This window comes from Bradyrhizobium sp. AZCC 1610, assembly GCF_036924515.1.
Classification (GTDB): domain Bacteria; phylum Pseudomonadota; class Alphaproteobacteria; order Rhizobiales; family Xanthobacteraceae; genus Bradyrhizobium.
The window spans coordinates 2,885,291-2,902,606 of sequence record NZ_JAZHRR010000001.1; the positions used below are offsets into that span (position 1 = coordinate 2,885,291).

The following is a 17,316-nucleotide window of genomic DNA, read 5'->3' on the forward strand; positions in this document are numbered from 1 at the left end:
TGTCCCCCGGATTTAAGCCGCCATGACCGCCAGCGACACGACGATTGATGCGCGCGACTGGTCGCTGCTTGGCCTGCTCTCGGTGCTGTGGGGCGGGTCGTTCTTCTTCAATGGCGTGGTGTTGAGGGAATTGCCGCCGTTTACGGTGGTGTTCCTGCGCGTGGCGCTTGCGGCCGTTATGCTGTTGCCGCTGCTATGGCTCTACCGCATCCGTTTCCCGGATAGCTTGTCAGGCTGGCGGCCGTTTATCGCTATCGGGCTTCTCAATAACGTGCTGCCGTTCTCGCTGATCGTGGTCGGGCAGACCTATATTCCGGGTGGGCTGGCCTCGATCCTGAACGCGACCACGCCGCTGTTCACGGTCGTCGTGATGGCGGTGGCGGGTGAGGAAAAGCTGTCTGCGCGGCGGATCGCGGGCGTCATCGCAGGCCTGATCGGCGTGATCATTCTCCAGGGCGGCCGGTTTGGATTCGAGAGCGGGCAGGGCCTCGGCATCCTGCTCTGCCTCGCAGCTGCCTTCTCTTACGGATTATCGGCGCTGCTGGCACGGCGGCTATTGTCAAACTCGCCGCCGCTCGGCACCGCGACGTTCCAGATGCTGGCCTCGGCCGCGATGATGACCGTTATCGCCGGGCTCGTCGAACGTCCCTGGCAACTGCCGATGCCGGGGCCATCGACATGGTTCGCCGTGATCGGGCTTGCCGGGATGTCGACCGCGCTTGCCTATATCGTGTTCTTTCAGATCCTGCGGCGCTCCGGCGCCACCAATGTCATGCTGGTGACGTTGCTGATACCCGTGACCGCGATCCTGCTGGGCGTCCTCGTACTCGGCGAGAAGATCTCGCCGCGCGAGATCGCGGGCGCACTTGTGATCGGCAGCGCGCTGCTGCTGATCGACGGCCGCGTGCTGAAGTTTCTCCAACGTTAGTTCGTTCGCGCAGACGACGCGAGCCAACTTGACATTTGCCTATATAGCAATACGATTTGCCTTATAGGCAAAACGGGAGAGCAGCGTGGTTTCGGCAGAAGCTGGCCGGCGTGCCCGCGAGGCGGCGCGCCTTGCCGCAATTGGCGCCGTCATTCGCAGGGCCCGTTCGGCGCGCGGTTTGACGCTCGACGACCTCGCCGGAATGGTCGGGCTATCCGTGACATTTCTCTCGCGGATCGAGCGCGGACTGATCGCGTGTTCGATCGGTAATCTCCTGGAAATTGCCGGCGTCCTTCAGGTGCCGCCGGCCGAATTGTTCGCCGACATCGAAGGAGAGGACCGGACGCGCGCGTATCGCGTGGTGCGGTCAATCGATGCCGTTCCATCGAAGGGCGCTGACGCAGATTATGCCTGGCGCAAGCTCGCTTCGGGCATGGGCGAGCAGCGGCTGGAAACTTTCCTGCTCGAATTGTCGGCAAAGCCGCGCAAGCCGACGCTGGTCGCGCATCCCGGCGAAGAAATGTGTTTTGTCCTCGAAGGCAGTGTCGAATTTCAGGTGGGCGACGAAACCATCGCGCTGGAGCACGGTGATTCAATTCATTTGCGCTCAGACGTACCACATATGGCGTGGGCGCGGGGGTCCGGCAGTGCGCGCCTGCTCATGGTGACATCAATCGAAAATCAGTCGGCCATCGCGGTTGAGTGGTGGAGCAATATTGCGGGCAGGAAAAGCGAACGAGAGAGCACGGCAAAAGGGAGAGCAAAATGAGTGCTGTCAGCAGCAAGGAGATTCCCGATACGGCGGCCGCAAATGCGGAATTGACGACCGCGCGCCAAGCGTCGCGAAAGGACCACAAGCCTTACGAGGCGCGCCATTTCGAGGAAGTCGATTGGGAGACAATCCGGTGGCCGGGTGAGACAGGCAAAATGCTTTTTCATCCGCGACCGGAACGCCCGACCGAACCGAACGCGGGAATTCTACGGCTTGAGCCCGGCGCCTATCACCCCGAGCACTATCATGGCTTCGCGCAGGTGTGGCATATCCTGAAAGGCGAGTTTTCAATCGACGGAACGCTGCATGGTCCGGGAACGGTGCTGTTCCATCCCGACCCGCACTTTGAGGGAGAATTCCGCACCGAAACGGGCGGGGAGATATTCATCGTCCAGTATCCCGGTCCGACGACCGGTGAGCGCCCGATCTATGGCGGCCGGTTCAACATGGCGGAACGCAAGGCGGTTGCGAGCGAACGCGTCGATCTCTGAACCGGCGGATCACCCGATCTCAGGGAGAAAGCGAATTATCGCGTGCGCTGGCTGGAAGCTGATGTCTTCTTCCAGTCGGCAAGCCAGTCTCTGAACCTTCCGCTGTCGCGCTCGCCGCCATGCCAGGCCGCGTGCACGGTGCCGTCGTCGGCGACCATGATGACGGCATCCAGCCCCTTTGAGCGGCGCAGCGTGTCGATCGCTTGCTGCGGCGTTTGCGCGATGGGGCCGGCGACATTGAAGGAGGTGTTGACGGATAGCTCGACGCCGATATGGCGGCCGAGCGCCTTGAGATAGGCATAGGTGAGGGGATCGTCGCCTGCGCGCACGATCTGGATGCGGCCGGTGCCGTCGGCGTGGATGACGGCCGGGATTTTCTCGCGCGCGTGCGACTTCGAATGCGCCGTCAGCACCATGTAATTGTAGGCGCTGTAATCGGCATCCGACGCGCCGGGCAGCAGTTCGAAATATTCTCGCGCGGCTTCCAGCGTCGCCATCGGCGCCAGCGGGCGAATCGCCTCGCGGTATTTGACGCGCTCGTTGAGTCGTTCGCGCGCTTCCGCATCGCAAGGGTTCGCCAGGATCGAACGGTGACCGAGCGCGCGGGGACCGGTTTCGGCCGCGCCTTGATAGAGCGCGATGACGCCGCTTTGCGCAACCATGAACGCCATCAGGTCGGCGATCGCTTCGAGGCCTTCAGGCGTCGAGATATTGCCGATGCGTTGTGAGGCGATGTCATCGGCCTCGAGTGCGCTGACGATGTCTTGCCGTGTCGGCGGCGTGCCGCAATAGAAAGCGTGCGTCATCGGCGCGCCGCGCGGGGCGCCGGCGAGATGCGCGAACAGCCAGGCGGCGCCGATGGTGACGCCGGGATCGCCCGGCACCGGCGGCACCCACAGATGCAGGCGCGTGTTGCGCTGGTGGGTTTTTGCGAACCAGGCCGCATCGAAATGTTCGAGCAGCCGCATATTGCCGACCGCGTTCAGCGCCACCCCGCCGGTCAGCACCAGCCGGTTCGCGCCGGTCGCGCGCAACAGATGATCGACGACATGGATCATCGCGTCCTCGAACACCAGTTGAGTCGCGGCGGCCTTGTCGAGGCGGTCCCTGGTATCGGGGCGGTGATGGATGTCCTCAACCCGCAGCACGGCATCCGGATTCCAGAGCTGGTCCGGCTTGAGCGGGTCGCCGAGTATCTCCGTCAGCGCTTGCTTGTAGGGATGGTCGAAGGGATCGCAGTACCAGTTGGCCATCGCGCGGTTGAGCCGGACCTCGCCGTTGCCGCCGAAATGCAGAACGTCTTTGAGCCGCGCATAATAGGGATTGCTGGCGCGGTCCATGTCGCCCCACGCCGCGGCGCCCATATACCGCCCCTCGCTGGAAAGCCAGGTCCAGCCGCCCTGTGTCGAGGAAATCACGCTGTAGAACGCACCGAGTGAATCGAACATGCTGTCGTTGCAGTAGAGCCGGCGCATCGCGCCATGCTCCACGACGTAAAGCGAGATCGAGCCCTGGTCGCCGGTGCCGTCGAGCACCGCAACGGCCGTCGGTTTGCCGTCGTCGGCGAATGGTGAAGCGGCGTATGAAAACCAGGCGTGGTTGTCGTGATGCGGCAGGCAGATCAGCGGCACGCGCCCAGCGAGCCCGAGCTGGCGGGCGAGGATCTTTGGCGTCCGCGTCATCTGGTCGAGGCGGCGGCCGTCGAAGCCGGCGGCTTCGGTGGTGCGTACCAGCTTGAAGCTCTGCGGCAGTTCCTCGATCACCGAGCGCGCCAGCGTGCCGGCGAGCATCGGATAATCCCAGCTCGTGAGCCAGGCATCGATATCGGCGATATCGCGGCCCATCTCCCGCAGCGTCGCCACCGCCGCGTCGACCGACAGTTTTGGATATTCGGTCGTGTGTTTGTTGCCGGAAAAGCGCTCTTCCTCGTTGTTGACGATCAGCCGTGGCCCGTCTGCCTGCGTCACCTCGACCAGCGCCAGACCTGAATTATGCGTGCCGGGTGCGCCGAGGCCAGCGAGATAGACCGTCTCGCCCCGCGCGAGTTTGTCGCGGACATGCGCGATCCGCGCATCGGCGAATTCCGAGCCGAGCTGGTGAAATCCCGCGGCCCCCATGGTTTTTGCCGCCAGCCAGCGCGCGAAGCGAAATCCACCTGCCGCGAGTTTTGGGTGTCGCGGACCAATTCGTGTGTTCGGTTTCAAGCCTTAGTCCAACCTCTAGGCCTTGCCATCGCGCAAGGTCATGCCTGCAACCCGCATCAATCACAATTGGCGCCGGGCAACAATGCCGTTTCGTCATACGGAATAGGCGTATGCTTGCAAGCGCTGAAGCGGCTTGCGAGACTTCCTCAAACGAGACCCGGTCACATAAAACAATGGGGAGGTCCCACCATCGATTCGCAGATCGCCGCGTTGAGCGGCAGGCATGGGAATTCGACGACGTCGTTACCGGGGAGGTCGGGCATTAGAGGATGAGGCACCACAGCGTGGTGCCTCTCCTCGACCGTCACTATCCCGGAATATCGGGCTCCACGAGCAACGCGAGCTGGGCGAGCGACTGTTGCCAGCCGAGATAGCAGGCTTCGACCGGAATCACCGTCGGCAAGTTTGTCTGTTCGATGTTGATTTCGGTTCCGACCGAAACCGCCTTCAGGGTCACGGTGACCTCAATGACGCCAGGCAAATTGGGGTCATCGAAACGATCGGTGTAGCGGATACGCTCGTTGGGGACGATCTCCAGATATTCTCCGCCGAACGAGTGGCCGGTGTTTGTGGTGAAATTCGTGAACGACATCCTGAATGTGCCGCCAACCTTCGCCTCGAATTGGTGGACCTTGCAGGTGAAGCCGTAGGGCGGCAGCCACTTGGCCATGGCATCCGCATCGAGGAAGGCGCGAAAAACCTTCTCCGGCTTGGTGGCGAGGACACGATGCAAACGAACGGTATTGCCTTGGGACATGACGTTATTTTCTCCATTACTGAGCGGAGTATATCGCAGGATTTGGTTGGGTTTGCTCAGTCTCTGCCACAAGGACGCCTGGCCTCCCTGCGAGCCGACACGGGGCCAGAAAAAATTTCACCGACGCGGGCGCGCTGGTTCCATTTTACATGACGGCAGATTGGGCGAGGGGAGAATAAAGGAAGTATTCCGCGCGCCATCAACAGGCGAGCACGCAGTTCTGACGGCGCGATGCTAGCCTGAGCTGAGCCGCACGCCCGCGCGCAAAAACTTCTGCGGGTCGACGGCATCGCCATCGATCCGTGTTTCGTAGTGCAAATGCGGGCCGGTGGAGCGGCCGGTGGAGCCGACGGCGCCGATCACCTGTCCGATCCTGACGAAGTCGCCGACCCTGACGTGAATTTCCGACAGGTGGCCGTAGCGGGTCGACAACCCGTTGCCGTGGTCGATCTCCACCATGCGGCCATAGCCGCCCATCCATCCCGATGACAGCACCTTGCCGTTCGCGGTGGCGCGGACGGGATCGCCGGTGGCGGCGCGGAAATCCAGGCCGGTGTGCATGGCGGGGCGGCCGAGGAAGGGATCGCTGCGGACACCGAAGCCCGAGGTGAATTCGACCTCGCCGACGACGGGCTTGCGGTAGGGCACCAGCGCCAGCGTCGCGTTAAGACGCTGCATCTGGGCGCGGGTGATGTTGATCCGGTAGAGCTGGCGCTCGAACGCGCCGGCGTCGGCCGAAAGCTTCACCGGCACGAACGGGCCGCCAATGGCCGAGCGCGGCGTCGCCGCTTCGAGCTGCGCCATGTCGAGGCCGAGATCGGTGAACACGCCGCGCATCCGGCGGAGGCGGGATTCCATGCCGTCCTCGACTGAACTCAAGGCCGCCATCTGCCGCCGCTCGACGGAATCGAGCGAGGTCTGCAGGCGAACCAGCACGTTGTCGACGCCCTGAACCTTGGCGAACTGATTTGGCTGCGGCTTGACGACGACGGGCGCGCGCGATTCCAGCCGCGCTTCGCGATCCGGCGGCGCCACGAAGATTACGGTGTCGCTGATGGGGGAGGGTTTGAGGCTGCCGGAAGCCGGCGTCTCCACGGCCGCGCCGCGGGCCGGGGGCCTGATCGAACCGGTGGCCGCGCTATCCGGAATCGCGCCAATCGCAGTGGCGCGCGATTCGAGCGCGGTCTGGCGGCGCATGATCTGGTCGAGCTTCTGGTCGAACTGCTCCTGATCGAGCAATTGGCGGCTGGTGGTGCGATCGACCTTGGCGCGCAGCTCCGCGATGCGGTCTTCATAGGCATATTGCATTTCGGCCTGACGGGCGATCAGCCGGGTCAGGACGTCGTCGCGAAACGCGAAATAGGTGGCAGTCGCCGCCGACCACATGCCGAGCAACACGATCGTGCCGACAACGATCCAGAACACGACAGGGCCGAGCCGGACCTGCTTGCCGGCATGCACGATGGTGTAGCCGTCACCGTCTATCGCAGCGGCCTTTGCCGCATAGTTGGCGGGACGGCGGGGCGGCGTCCGGCCATGATCGTGAGGATGGTGGTGATCGGAATAATGATGACCGGAACGGTACGACATCGGCACTCCCGCGCCGGTCGGAGGTGAGTTCCGTACGGCTCAATTTGCGGTGCCGATTTGACCCTTTCATGGTTAATTTTTGGGAAATGGAACCTGCCAAATCATATGGCGCGGACGGCGGCCAGCACCTCGTCGGCATGGCCGTCGACCCGCACATTGCGCCAGATTTTGGCGATCCGCCCATCGACTCCGATTAGAACCGTCGTTCGAATGATTCCCATGAAGTTCCTGCCGTACATCGATTTTTCGCCCCAGGCGCCATAGGCCTCGAGCATCTCATGTTGCTCATCCGAGATCAGAGGAACCGAAAGCTGGTGCTTGCTGCGGAAGGATTCCTGGGCCTTTACGGTATCTGCCGAGATGCCGAGTACCGCGGCGCCCTCGTCGGCAAACGCGCTCTGCAGCCGCGTGAAGTCGATCGCTTCCCGGGTGCAACCGGGGGTGTCGGCGCGGGGGTAGAAGAACAGCACCAATTTTTTGCCCGCATAGTCGGCCAGTGAGACGCTGCCGCCGCCATCGCGGGGCAAGTTGAAGGGGGGAGCTATCGCGCCCTCGACCCGTCCGGTTCCGGCATTCGGCTTGGGCGGAGCCGATAGATTGGATTTTAACGATTTCGATGGCGGCTTGTGCGACGCTTTGATCGAAGCGGTTTTGGCCGTCTTGTCCGGTTTGCTGACGGCCGCCTTGGCGGCGGATTTGGCCGTCTTGCTGGCTGTCTTGGCGGCAGGCTTTTTGGCCGATGTCGCGTCGCTGCGGCGGGCGCCCTTGCGGGCGCTCTTGGCCGCGGATGGTTTTGGGGCGGGCGTCTTGCGGCTTTTGGGGGATGGCTTGGAGGATTTCTTGCGCGTTTTCTTGGACATACGCCTTCCTTTCGTCGCTTTCCGCAGATCAACCATTAGGGTATTGCGGGTCTCGCCCTTGACCGTCGGATTCGCTCCGGCTGCAGGGCAAGTTTGATGACCCCGGAGTATGATTATACGGAATTCGACGCTACACCCATCCGCTCGTCGATGGGGCCGCCCAATCAACCCTTGGGCCCGACCACGAGTAACAGTATTAATCGAGGATTGGCAGCGATGCCGGCACAGGAGCGCTCGATAACGATCGAAGAGCGCGCCCTTGGCGGCGACCAACCTCAGCGCCGGCACCGAGAGGCAATGGCTAGGAATACTTCGCCCAAGGGGTCGAATCCGCGTGCCGAGGCCGACGTCTCGCAGTGGGATGATTCGACCGGCTGGGATCAAGAGCCCGACGAGGCGGCGCGCCATCGGACAAAGCGGCTGCTCTCCCGCTCCAATTCCAGATTTCACCGGCTGGGCGACAAGTTTTCAGCGCTGCAGCTATGGTTGACCGGCGAACGCTGGGTCAAGCGCCTGGCGATTGTGATCGGCGTACTGGCGGTGATTTTCACCGGTTGCTTCGGCGGGCTGTGGTGGCGGCTCGGCGCCGGGCCCATCAATCTCGACGTGGCAACGCCCTGGCTGGCAGCCGCCATCGAGGAAAATATCGGCCACGGCAATACGGTTGCGGTTGGCGGTACGCAGATCGAGCGGGCCGGGCGGATTCGAATCGCGGTGCGCATCCGTGATATCGTGGTGCGCGACCGTGACCAGGTCATCGTCGCCACTGCGCCGAAGGCCGAGGTGAAACTATCCGGCACGGCGCTTCTGATGGGGCGGCTGCGCGCTGAAAGCCTCAATCTGGTTGACGCCGAACTCGCGGTGAGAATCACGCCGGACGGCCAGGTGACGGTGTCCGCCGGCGACACCGCAAAGCCGCTGGCGACGGGCGTCGCCTCCAAGCGCGATGCCGGCATAGCGCCGACATTCCCCCGCCAGGCGCCCGCACCCGCTCAGGGCGCGGCGGCGACGGCTCCCGACACGACGCAGAACGGATTGCTGGCCGGCCTCGACTGGCTCGACAGCCTCAGCCTGACCGGCCTCGACGGACAGAATCTGAACGAGATCGGCCTCAAGAACGGCAACCTCGTCGTCGACGACCAGCAGCGCGGCAACAAGTGGACGTTCGACAATATCAGCCTCAGCATGCGCCGGCCGAGCGGCGGCGGGGTTGCGGTGAGCCTTGGCGAGGAGGGCGCGCGTCGGTGGTCGCTCAAGGTCGTGGTCGGGCCGCAGCAGAACGGCGTGCGGTCCGTCGATCTTCGCGCCGACAAGGTGCCGGCCGCCAACATCCTGCTGGCGATGCGGGTCAAGGATCTCACCTACAGCGCCGACCTGCCGCTGTCAGGCGAACTGAAGGGTGAACTCGGCCGCGACGGCCTGCCGACCTATTTCCGCGGCAAGGTCATGGCCGGCGCCGGCAACCTCATCGACACCGATACGCCTGACTATCCGATGCCGATCGATTCGGCAGAGATGAGCGTCGAATGGGATGCCGGACGGCGCGTGCTGGTCGCCCCTTTCAAGGTCGTTTCCGGCGCGAACCGGATTACGCTGCTCGCCCATCTCGAACCGCCGAACGGCGCCACCACCGAATGGCAGGCGGGCTTTAGCGGCGGCACGATCCTGCTCGCCGGCACCGACAATGAACCGCCGCTGATCTTCAACCGCATCGCGATCGGGATGAAGTTCGACACCGACCGGAAGCGCGTGCTGCTCACCCAGGCCGATATCAGCAACGGCGAGATCGGCATCGCCGGCACCGGCAGCGTCGACTATGCGAACGAGGCGCGTCTCCAGCTTGGTTTCGCGGGTACGCCGATGTCGGCATCCGCGCTGAAGCGGATGTGGCCGATCCTGATCGTGCCCGAAGTGCGCGAATGGGTGATCGAGCGGATCGAGAAGGGTACGCTTCAGCGCATCGAGGTCGGCGTCAATTCACCGGTGCGTAATTTGTCGCGCAAGGGGCCGCCGATTCCGGACGATGGTCTCGCCATCAACATCGTTGCGTCGGGCGTCACGGTTCGCCCGGTGGACGAAATGCCCTCGGTTCGCGATGCCGACCTGAAGGCGCGGGTCACCGGCCGCACTGCGACAGTGACGATCGGGCAGGGCGTCGCCGACACGCCGGCCGGGCGCAAGATCAACATTTCGGATTTCATCTTCGAGGTGCCGGACATGGCGCCGAAGCCGTCGCCTTCGCGGGCGAAGTTCAGGGTCGACGCTCCGGTGCCGGCCGCGGCTGAGATTCTGGCTTCCGACCGCATCAGCGATCTCTCCGGCACCCTGATCGATCCGAACGCGAGCAAGGGAACGGTCGCCGCCATCATCACGCTCGGCATGCCGGTCAAGGGCTCGCTGACCAAGGCCGACACCACCTACAGCGTCACGGCTGATCTGGCCGGGTTTGCCGCCGACAAGCTCGTGATGAACCAGAAACTGGAATCCAATACGCTGAAGCTGGTCGCCAACAACGCCGGCTACCAGGTCAAGGGCGACGTCAAGATCAATGGTCAGCCAGCCTCACTGGATTATCGCAAGGCGAACGAGGGCGACGCCGATATCAGGCTGCAGGCAACGCTTGATGACGCCAGCCGCCAACGCCTCGGGATCGATCTCGGACCCGCCGTCAGCGGCTCCATTCCGATCAAGGTGATCGGCAAGATTGGCGAGAACGACAGCCGTGTCGGCATCGAGGCCGACCTGACCTCGCTGCGGCTCGACAACATCCTGCCGGGCTGGGTCAAGGTGCCCGGCAAGTCGGGCAAGGCGACGTTCAACGTGGTGAAGAAGGAACAATCGACGCTGTTCCAGGACATCGTGGTCGAAGGTGGCGGCGTTTCGATCAAGGGATCGCTGGAAGTCGACCAGAATGGCGATCTGTTGAACGCGAACTTCCCGACCTACGCGCCATCGGACGGCGATAAGACCTCGCTGAAAGCCGAACGCGGCGTCGATGGCGTCGTGAAGGTCATGATGCGCGGCGACGTGTTCGACGGCCGCGGCTTCCTCAAGTCGGCGATCTCGGGCAAGGAGGCCGATCCCAGGAGCAAGTCCAGGAACATCGACCTCGACATCGACCTCAAGCTCGGCGCGGTGGCAGGATTCAACGGCGAGGCGTTGCGCAGCGTCGACAGCAAGTTCTCCCGCCGCAACGGTATCGTCCGAAACTTTACGCTGTCCGGCAAGGTCGGGCGCGATACGCCCGTGACCGCGGACTTGCGCGGCCGCGGACAGAGGCAGGGCCGGGACGTCATTGTGCTGCAGACCGATGACGCAGGCGCTTTCTTCCGCTTCACCGACATGTACTCCAAGATCATCGGCGGCCAGCTCGCGCTCGCCTTGGAGCCACCGACAGTCGAACCCAGCGCCAAGGACGGCCTGATCAACGTTCGCGATTTCTCCATCAAGGGCGAGGCTTCGCTCGACCGTGTGGCTGCTGGCGGCTCAACCGGCACTCAGAACGGCGTATCCTTTTCGGCCTTGCGCGCGGAATTCACCCGCCAGAACGGACAGCTCGCGATTCGCGACGGCGTCGTGAAGGGACCGACCATCGGCGCAACCATCGAAGGCAGCATCGATACCGTCGCCAACCAGGTTCGCATGAGCGGCACCTTCGTTCCGATGTACGGCTTGAACAATATGTTCGGCCAGATCCCCGTCCTCGGCCTGTTCCTCGGCAACGGCAACAACGAGGGCCTGATCGGCGTGACCTATGAAGTGGTCGGCACCCCCGGCCAGCCGGTGCTGCGCGTCAATCCGATCTCGGCCATTTTTCCGGGGGTGACGCGAAAGATTATGGAATTCAACACCGGCAAGCAGAACAACAGCCCGATCGAATTCCCCCCGAATAACTAGGCAGGGCGCGCTGCGGCAAGTCGGGCCGTGCATTCCGACCTAGCCAGATGTCATGGCCGAGACCGCCCTCGCGACCGAAGCCAAAGTGGCGTTTTGCTGCGCGGTAGGAACGGTAGCGCCAGTCAGATAGGCGGCGATCACGATGGGGGCGTTGCTGGGCGGCCAGACCACGGCGACGTGATTGTTCGTGCCGTGATCGCCAGCGCCGGTCTTGTCACCGACACGCCAGTCTTTCGCCAAACCTGCACGCAGTCGCGCGTCGCCTGTCTTGTTGGCGATCAGCCATGCCGTCAGTTGCTCGCGCGACGCAGCCGACAGCGCCGTAGTTCCGAGGATGAGGGTCTGCAAATTCGAAGCCATTGCATTCGGTGTCGTGGTATCGCGGGGATCGTCGGGCAAAGCCTCATTGAGCGAGGGTTCATCGCGGTCTAACCGCGTGACCTGGTCGCCTAGACTTCGTGCGAACGCCGTCAGCCCCGCAGGTCCGCCGATGCTCGCGAGCAGCAAATTGCCGGCCGTGTTGTCGCTCCGCGTCACCGCCGCATCGCAAATTTCAGCGAGCGTCATGCCGTCGCCACCGGCGTGCTTTTCCGTTACGGGTGAGTACACGACGAGTGCGGACGCGTCGAAGGCTATGCGCCGCGTCAACAGTTCCTTGCCGGCATCTGCCCGCGCCAGAATAGCCGCGGCTGCGAGCGCCTTGAAGGTGCTGCACATCGGAAAACGCTCGTCACCCCGGTGGACGTGGCGTGTGCCCGTTGCTGTCTCAAGGACGCAAACGCCGAGCCGGCCGCCGCTCTCGCTCTCCAGACCCTTGATCTCGTCAATCAGTCGTTGACTTGCGGTCGATGCGCGCGCCGCTTTCGGGCGGCCGCTTAAATCAGTCGCTATCAGCGCGGTGCCGAGTCCAAGCTGGAACTGTCGTCTGGTGATCATCGCGAATCCCTATTTTGCTGCGCGCAGGAAGGTGCCGATGGGCCGCTGTCTTGACAAACGATCAGTTCTGCGGGCAGGCATAAGAAAAACTAGGGACGAGCAATGCGGCGCCGGACGAAGCTTTCGCACCTTCCGCTCAATGCACTACGGGCCTTTGAAGCGACGGCGCGCCACCTGAGTTTCACCCGTGCTGGCCTGGAACTTCGCGTTACGCAGGCTGCCGTCAGCCAGCACGTGAAAGTCCTCGAGGACCGGCTTGGCGTACAGTTGTTTCGCCGGCTGCCGCGCGGCGTCGCGCTCACCGATGAAGGACAATTGCTGCTGCCGAGCATTGTCGAGGCATTCGGCCGGCTCACCGAAACGCTCAATCGTTTTGAAGACGGTCGCTATCAGGACGTCATCGCGGTCGGCGTGGTCGGTACCTTCGCTTCGGGATGGCTGCTGCCGCGGCTCGACGCTTTTAGGAAGGCGCATCCGCGGATCGATTTGCGCCTGTTCACCAACAACAATCGTATCGATATCGCGGGCGAAGGCCTCGATTACGCGATCAGGTTTGGCGATGGCCTTTGGCACGGCACCGAGGCGACCCACTTGATGGGGGCGCCATTTACCCCATTCTGCGCGCCTTCGCTGGTGCGCAGGCTGAGCCGGCCGGCCGATCTCAAGCGCGAGGTGCTGCTGCGTTCCTACCGGCAGGAGGAGTGGCCGCGCTGGTTTACGGCAGCGGGACTGCAGAGTCCGGTCCTCAAGGGAATGGTATTCGATTCATCGATCACGATCGCCAGTGCCGCGGCGCGTGGTTTCGGCGTTGCGTTGTTGCCGGAGGCATTGTTTCAGGACGAGATCCGGCAACGGCGGCTGGTACGTCCTTTCAAGATCGAAGTGGCGCTTGGCGATTATTGGATTACCTCACTGCACTCCCGGCGACCATCACCTGCGATGCTCTCATTCAAGAGCTGGTTGCTGGAAACGATCGCGGCAAGGAAGGGAAGCCCCGGCAAGCAGGCCGCAACTTAGCTAGCGCCGCAGCGCCGGCACGACCAAAAACGGGATCATTCCGAGCACTACAGCCACCAGCGCGAAGGCGATCACGGGATTATAGCTGTGGGTCCAGTCGTGGATCAGGCCGCCGGCCCAGGCGCCGAGCCCTGAGCCAAGCCCGCTGCCGATCGAGATCGTGCCGTAGATCGTGCCGACCCGCTCGCCGCGAAATATCTTCATCGCGGTCGCCGTGATCAGCGGACCGCGTGAGCCGATCATGCTGCCGAACGTCACGACAAAGGCGCCGAGCAGCCAGAAGTTCGGATAGTACTGCAACAGCCACAGCAGGATGATGCCGATGATCGAGATCGCGTAGCTGAGCAGCACCGATGGCCTTCGTCCGATCATCGCATCGAGTTGCGTGACCCCCAGCATGCCGAACAGCAGCACGACGCCGGAAAAGCCCCAGGCGGTCGCCGCCTGCAGCGGTGGAAAGCCGGCGTCGATCAGATAGGCGACGATCTGTGCGGCAAGCGCATACATCCCCACCGCCGTGAAGAAGAAGGTGGCGAACAGCGCCCAGAACGCGTGGTGGCGCATCGCGCTGGCGAGCGTCCAACCTCCGTCGACGAAATCGGGATCGGCTTTTTTGGCGATGTGTGGCGAGCCCGTGGAGAACAGCCGCCACGGCAGCAGCAACAACGGCACCAGCAGGCAGAGCGCGACGATGCCGAAGATCTGGTAGGCGCCGCGCCAGCCGACAAGATCGATCAGGATTTGCGAGGCCGGCAACAGCACCAGCACGCCCGCGCCGGCCGCGGAATAGACCACCGCCATCGCGGTCGGCAGGCGTACGCCGAACCAGCGGCCGAGCAGGATCGAATTCGGCACGTTGCCGATGAAGGCGATGCCGATCCCGACGGCGAGCCCGACGCTCAACTGGAATTGCCACAGCGCTTGCGCCTGCGACGCCACCAGGAACGCGCCGCCGAGCAGCAGCAGTCCCAGCGAATAGACAGTGCGGGGGCCGTAGCGGTCGAACAGCCGGCCGACCACGGGCGCCGTCAGCCCGCCCGCCAGCCAGGTCAGCGAATAGACCGAGACCACCTGGGCGCGGTCCCAGCCGAAATTCTCCGAGATCGGCTTTAGGAAAACCGTAAAGCTCTCGCCGAGGCCGCGGCCGATAAGCGCCAGCGTAAAGCACAGCGCCAGCACGTTGAGCGCTACACGCCCCGGCTTGAGCGGCCTGGCTAACGCATCTCCCTCTGGCGTCTTGTTATCCATGGGACGCATGGGAGCGCGTTTCCGCAGATCCCCGCAAGCATCAAAAAGCGAATGCGCCTATGCAAGGCCCGATCAGGCTGGCTTGAGCAGGACGTGCTTTTTCTTCCCCATGGAAAGCTTGATGACGCCTTCCGGCGTGAGGTTGGACGGTGTCAGCATCATCTTCTCGTCGGTCACGGCGGCGTCGTTGACGCGCAAGCCGCCGCCCTTGATCTGGCGCCGTGCTTCGCCGTTCGAGGCCACGAGGCCGGCCTTGACGAAGGCGCCCGGGACGCCGATGCCGGCCGCGAGTTCGCCGCGCGAAACTTCCACGGTGGGCAGGCTCTCGGCGATCGTGCCTTGCTCAAAAGTTTGCCGGGCGGTTTCGGCGGCTGTGTTGGCGGCCTCGCGACCATGCAGCAGCGCGGTGGCTTCCGTCGCCAGCACCTTCTTGGCCTCGTTGATCTCGCCGCCCTGCAATGCTGCGAGCTTTTCGATTTCGCCCATCGGCAGGATCGTGAACAGCTTTAGAAACTTGACGACGTCGGCGTCCTCGACGTTGCGCCAGTACTGCCAGAAGTCGTAGGGCGAGAACTGGTCGGCGTTGAGCCACACCGCGCCTTGTGCGGTCTTGCCCATCTTGGCGCCTGACGCTGTCGTCAGCAGCGGCGTCGTCAGCGCGAACAATTGCGGCGTGCCCATGCGGCGGCCGAGATCGACGCCGTTGACGATGTTGCCCCATTGATCGGAGCCGCCCATCTGCAACCGGCATCCGGTGCGCCGCGCCAGCTCGACGAAGTCGTAGGCCTGGCAGACCATGTAGTTGAATTCGATGAAGCTCATCTCCTGCTCGCGCTCGAGACGGAGCCTGACCGAATCCATCGTCAGCATGCGGTTGACGGAGAAGTGCCGGCCGACGTCGCGCAGCATTTCGATGTAGTTCAGTTTCGTCAGCCATTCGGCATTGTCGAGCATGATCGCATCGCTCAGGCCCGAACCGTAGCGCAGTACCTTCGCGAACACGCCGCGGATCGAGGCCTTGTTGGCCTCGATTTCCTCGATCGAGCGGATTGCGCGCGATTCATCCTTGCCGGAGGGGTCGCCGACCATGGTGGTGCCGCCGCCCATCAGGGTGATCGGCTTATTGCCGCTCTGCTGCAGCCAGTACAGCATCATCATGGTGAGGTAATTGCCGATATGGAGCGACGGCGCGGTGCAGTCGTAGCCGACATAGGCGATCGCCTGGCCCTTCGCGGCAAGCGCGTCGAGGCCCTCGAAATCGGAGCATTGGTGGATGAAGCCGCGCTCCTGTAAAATGTTCAGGAAATCTGATTTAAATTTGGTCATGGGCGGGCGCTTTGATCATTCTATTTTCACTGTAATTGTAACCAGTTGCGGAACCATGGCGGAACGGGCTGCCGCAAGGCCGGGCGTTGTGGCATTATAAGATGTGCGTGTTTGGCACAAGCTGGTCGTCGTCGGCGGGACGTATCGAGCAGGGCGTTTCAAGGCACAATCGACCATGATGTTGACGGCATTAGGTTTGATGAGCGGCACCTCGCTCGATGGGGTCGATGTCGCTTTGATCGAAACCGACGGACGCCGGGTGAACGCGCTCGGACCGTCCGGATACCGGCCCTATACCGATACCGAGCGCGGCTTGTTGCGGCAGGCGCTGTACGAGGCCGCCGACCTGCCGGACCGCGCGGCGCGGCCCGGCTGCCTGCGCGAGGCCGAGCAGGTCGTTACCTCAGCGCATGTCGAGGCGGTGGCCGCCTTTACCGCGCAACACCGGTTGCGTTTTGACGACATCGATATCGTCGGTTTTCACGGCCAGACCGTGCTGCATCGGCCCGATAAAAAATTAACGGTCCAGATCGGCGACGCGGCTGCGCTCGCCAAGACGATCCACATTCCGGTCATGTACGATTTCCGCGCTGCCGACGTCGAAGCTGGCGGGCAGGGCGCGCCCTTTGTGCCGGTGTATCACCGCGCGCTCGCCCAATCGCTGGACTGGGAGGGGCCGACTGTCGTGGTCAATATCGGCGGGGTCGCCAACATCACCTATATCGACGGCGATACGCTGATCGCCTGCGACACCGGTCCGGGCAACGCGCTGCTCGACGACTACATGTTCCGCTGGCTGAACCAGCGTTTCGATACCGAGGGCCGCACCGCCGCGCTGGGTAAGGTCGATGCGGCCTGGATCGCCCGCGCGCTGCAGATGCCGTTCTTTTCGCTGCCCCCGCCGAAATCGCTCGATCGCAACGATTTTGCGGGGCTGAAGCTCGGCGATGTGCCGCCCGAGGATGGCGCGGCGACGCTGACCGCGTTTACTGCAGCCGCGATCGCCAGGGTGGTGCCGCTGCTGCCGAAGGAACCCAAGAACTGGATCGTGGCTGGCGGCGGCGCCCGCAACCTGACCATGCTCCGTATGCTGCGTGAGTGTCTGGCCCCGGCGACCGTCCGCGCGGCGGACACGCTGGGCTGGGCGTCCGACGCCATCGAGGCGCAGGCCTTCGGCTTTCTGGCGGCACGGGGCCTGAAGGGCCTGCCGCTCAGCTACCCGGCCACCACGGGGGTGGCATTCCCGATGACCGGGGGCATCATCGCGCGACCCTGACCGGTTCAAGATCT

Annotated in this window: 13 protein-coding genes; 6 read left to right on the plus strand and 7 right to left on the minus strand. The window is 63.5% G+C overall.

Going from position 1 to position 17,316, the window contains the following annotated elements; translation table 11 throughout:
• The first annotated feature begins 22 nt into the window (after window positions 1-22).
• From V1279_RS13905 to V1279_RS13915, 3 genes are all read left to right on the plus strand, one after another.
• On the plus strand, window positions 23-928 hold the full coding sequence (locus V1279_RS13905) for a DMT family transporter (RefSeq protein ID WP_334436624.1): 906 nt from the start codon (window positions 23-25) through the stop codon (window positions 926-928).
• An 85-nt stretch (window positions 929-1,013) separates the two neighbouring features.
• Window positions 1,014-1,697, plus strand: a complete 684-nt coding sequence (locus V1279_RS13910) for a helix-turn-helix domain-containing protein (protein ID WP_334436627.1) — start codon at window positions 1,014-1,016, stop codon at window positions 1,695-1,697.
• A complete protein-coding gene (locus tag V1279_RS13915; RefSeq protein ID WP_334436629.1) occupies window positions 1,694-2,191 on the plus strand; it encodes a cupin domain-containing protein in 498 nt (165 codons plus the stop codon). The genes V1279_RS13910 and V1279_RS13915 overlap by 4 nt, the downstream gene beginning before the upstream one ends.
• A gap of 35 nt (window positions 2,192-2,226) precedes the next feature.
• On the opposite strand, the gene V1279_RS13920 is transcribed toward V1279_RS13915, so the two are convergent.
• The 4 genes from V1279_RS13920 to V1279_RS13935 all read right to left on the minus strand — a co-directional run bounded on the left by V1279_RS13920 (window position 2,227) and on the right by V1279_RS13935 (window position 7,875).
• On the minus strand, window positions 2,227-4,395 hold the full coding sequence (locus V1279_RS13920; RefSeq protein ID WP_334436632.1) for a carbamoyltransferase C-terminal domain-containing protein: 2,169 nt from the start codon (window positions 4,393-4,395) through the stop codon (window positions 2,227-2,229).
• A 307-nt stretch (window positions 4,396-4,702) separates the two neighbouring features.
• On the minus strand, window positions 4,703-5,152 hold the full coding sequence (locus tag V1279_RS13925; RefSeq protein WP_334446383.1) for an SRPBCC family protein: 450 nt from the start codon (window positions 5,150-5,152) through the stop codon (window positions 4,703-4,705).
• A 234-nt stretch (window positions 5,153-5,386) separates the two neighbouring features.
• A complete protein-coding gene (locus V1279_RS13930) occupies window positions 5,387-6,742 on the minus strand; it encodes a M23 family metallopeptidase (RefSeq protein WP_334436635.1) in 1,356 nt (451 codons plus the stop codon).
• Window positions 6,743-6,843: 101 nt separating this feature from the next.
• Window positions 6,844-7,875 (minus strand): peroxiredoxin, encoded by a 1,032-nt coding sequence (locus V1279_RS13935; RefSeq protein WP_442894767.1) that lies wholly within the window; start codon window positions 7,873-7,875, stop codon window positions 6,844-6,846.
• On the opposite strand from V1279_RS13935, the gene V1279_RS13940 reads away from it, so the two are divergent.
• Entirely contained in the window at window positions 7,819-11,499 is a 3,681-nt protein-coding gene (locus V1279_RS13940; RefSeq protein ID WP_334436637.1) for a YhdP family protein, read from the plus strand. The two genes, V1279_RS13935 and V1279_RS13940, sit on opposite strands and share 57 nt — an antisense overlap.
• Before the next feature lie 39 nt (window positions 11,500-11,538).
• On the opposite strand, the gene bla is transcribed toward V1279_RS13940, so the two are convergent.
• On the minus strand, window positions 11,539-12,435 hold the full coding sequence (gene bla, locus V1279_RS13945; RefSeq protein WP_334436639.1) for a class A beta-lactamase: 897 nt from the start codon (window positions 12,433-12,435) through the stop codon (window positions 11,539-11,541).
• A 102-nt stretch (window positions 12,436-12,537) separates the two neighbouring features.
• Between bla and V1279_RS13950 the strand changes: the two genes are divergently transcribed.
• Complete coding sequence (locus V1279_RS13950; RefSeq protein WP_334436641.1) at window positions 12,538-13,452, plus strand: LysR family transcriptional regulator; 915 nt, start codon at window positions 12,538-12,540, stop codon at window positions 13,450-13,452.
• On the opposite strand, the gene V1279_RS13955 is transcribed toward V1279_RS13950, so the two are convergent.
• Both V1279_RS13955 and tyrS read right to left on the minus strand, forming a co-directional pair.
• On the minus strand, window positions 13,453-14,700 hold the full coding sequence (locus tag V1279_RS13955; RefSeq protein ID WP_334446387.1) for an MFS transporter: 1,248 nt from the start codon (window positions 14,698-14,700) through the stop codon (window positions 13,453-13,455).
• 72 nt (window positions 14,701-14,772) lie between these two features.
• A complete protein-coding gene (gene tyrS / locus V1279_RS13960; protein WP_334436643.1) occupies window positions 14,773-16,026 on the minus strand; it encodes a tyrosine--tRNA ligase in 1,254 nt (417 codons plus the stop codon).
• 175 nt (window positions 16,027-16,201) lie between these two features.
• On the opposite strand from tyrS, the gene V1279_RS13965 reads away from it, so the two are divergent.
• A complete protein-coding gene (locus V1279_RS13965) occupies window positions 16,202-17,302 on the plus strand; it encodes an anhydro-N-acetylmuramic acid kinase (protein ID WP_334436645.1) in 1,101 nt (366 codons plus the stop codon).
• Window positions 17,303-17,316: the final 14 nt, after the last annotated feature.

Bases quoted from the DNA above. Each gene is read 5' to 3' on its own strand.
- V1279_RS13905 (WP_334436624.1), top strand. From the start codon at position 23: ATGACCGCCAGCGACACGACGATTGATGCGCGCGACTGGTCGCTGCTT.
- V1279_RS13915 (WP_334436629.1), top strand. From the start codon at position 1,694: ATGAGTGCTGTCAGCAGCAAGGAGATTCCCGATACGGCGGCCGCAAAT.
- V1279_RS13925 (WP_334446383.1), bottom strand. From the start codon at position 5,152: ATGTCCCAAGGCAATACCGTTCGTTTGCATCGTGTCCTCGCCACCAAG.
- V1279_RS13930 (WP_334436635.1), bottom strand. From the start codon at position 6,742: ATGTCGTACCGTTCCGGTCATCATTATTCCGATCACCACCATCCTCAC.
- V1279_RS13940 (WP_334436637.1), top strand. From the start codon at position 7,819: ATGCCGGCACAGGAGCGCTCGATAACGATCGAAGAGCGCGCCCTTGGC.
- bla (WP_334436639.1), bottom strand. From the start codon at position 12,435: ATGATCACCAGACGACAGTTCCAGCTTGGACTCGGCACCGCGCTGATA.
- V1279_RS13950 (WP_334436641.1), top strand. From the start codon at position 12,538: ATGCGGCGCCGGACGAAGCTTTCGCACCTTCCGCTCAATGCACTACGG.
- V1279_RS13955 (WP_334446387.1), bottom strand. From the start codon at position 14,700: ATGGATAACAAGACGCCAGAGGGAGATGCGTTAGCCAGGCCGCTCAAG.
- tyrS (WP_334436643.1), bottom strand. From the start codon at position 16,026: ATGACCAAATTTAAATCAGATTTCCTGAACATTTTACAGGAGCGCGGC.
- V1279_RS13965 (WP_334436645.1), top strand. From the start codon at position 16,202: ATGATGTTGACGGCATTAGGTTTGATGAGCGGCACCTCGCTCGATGGG.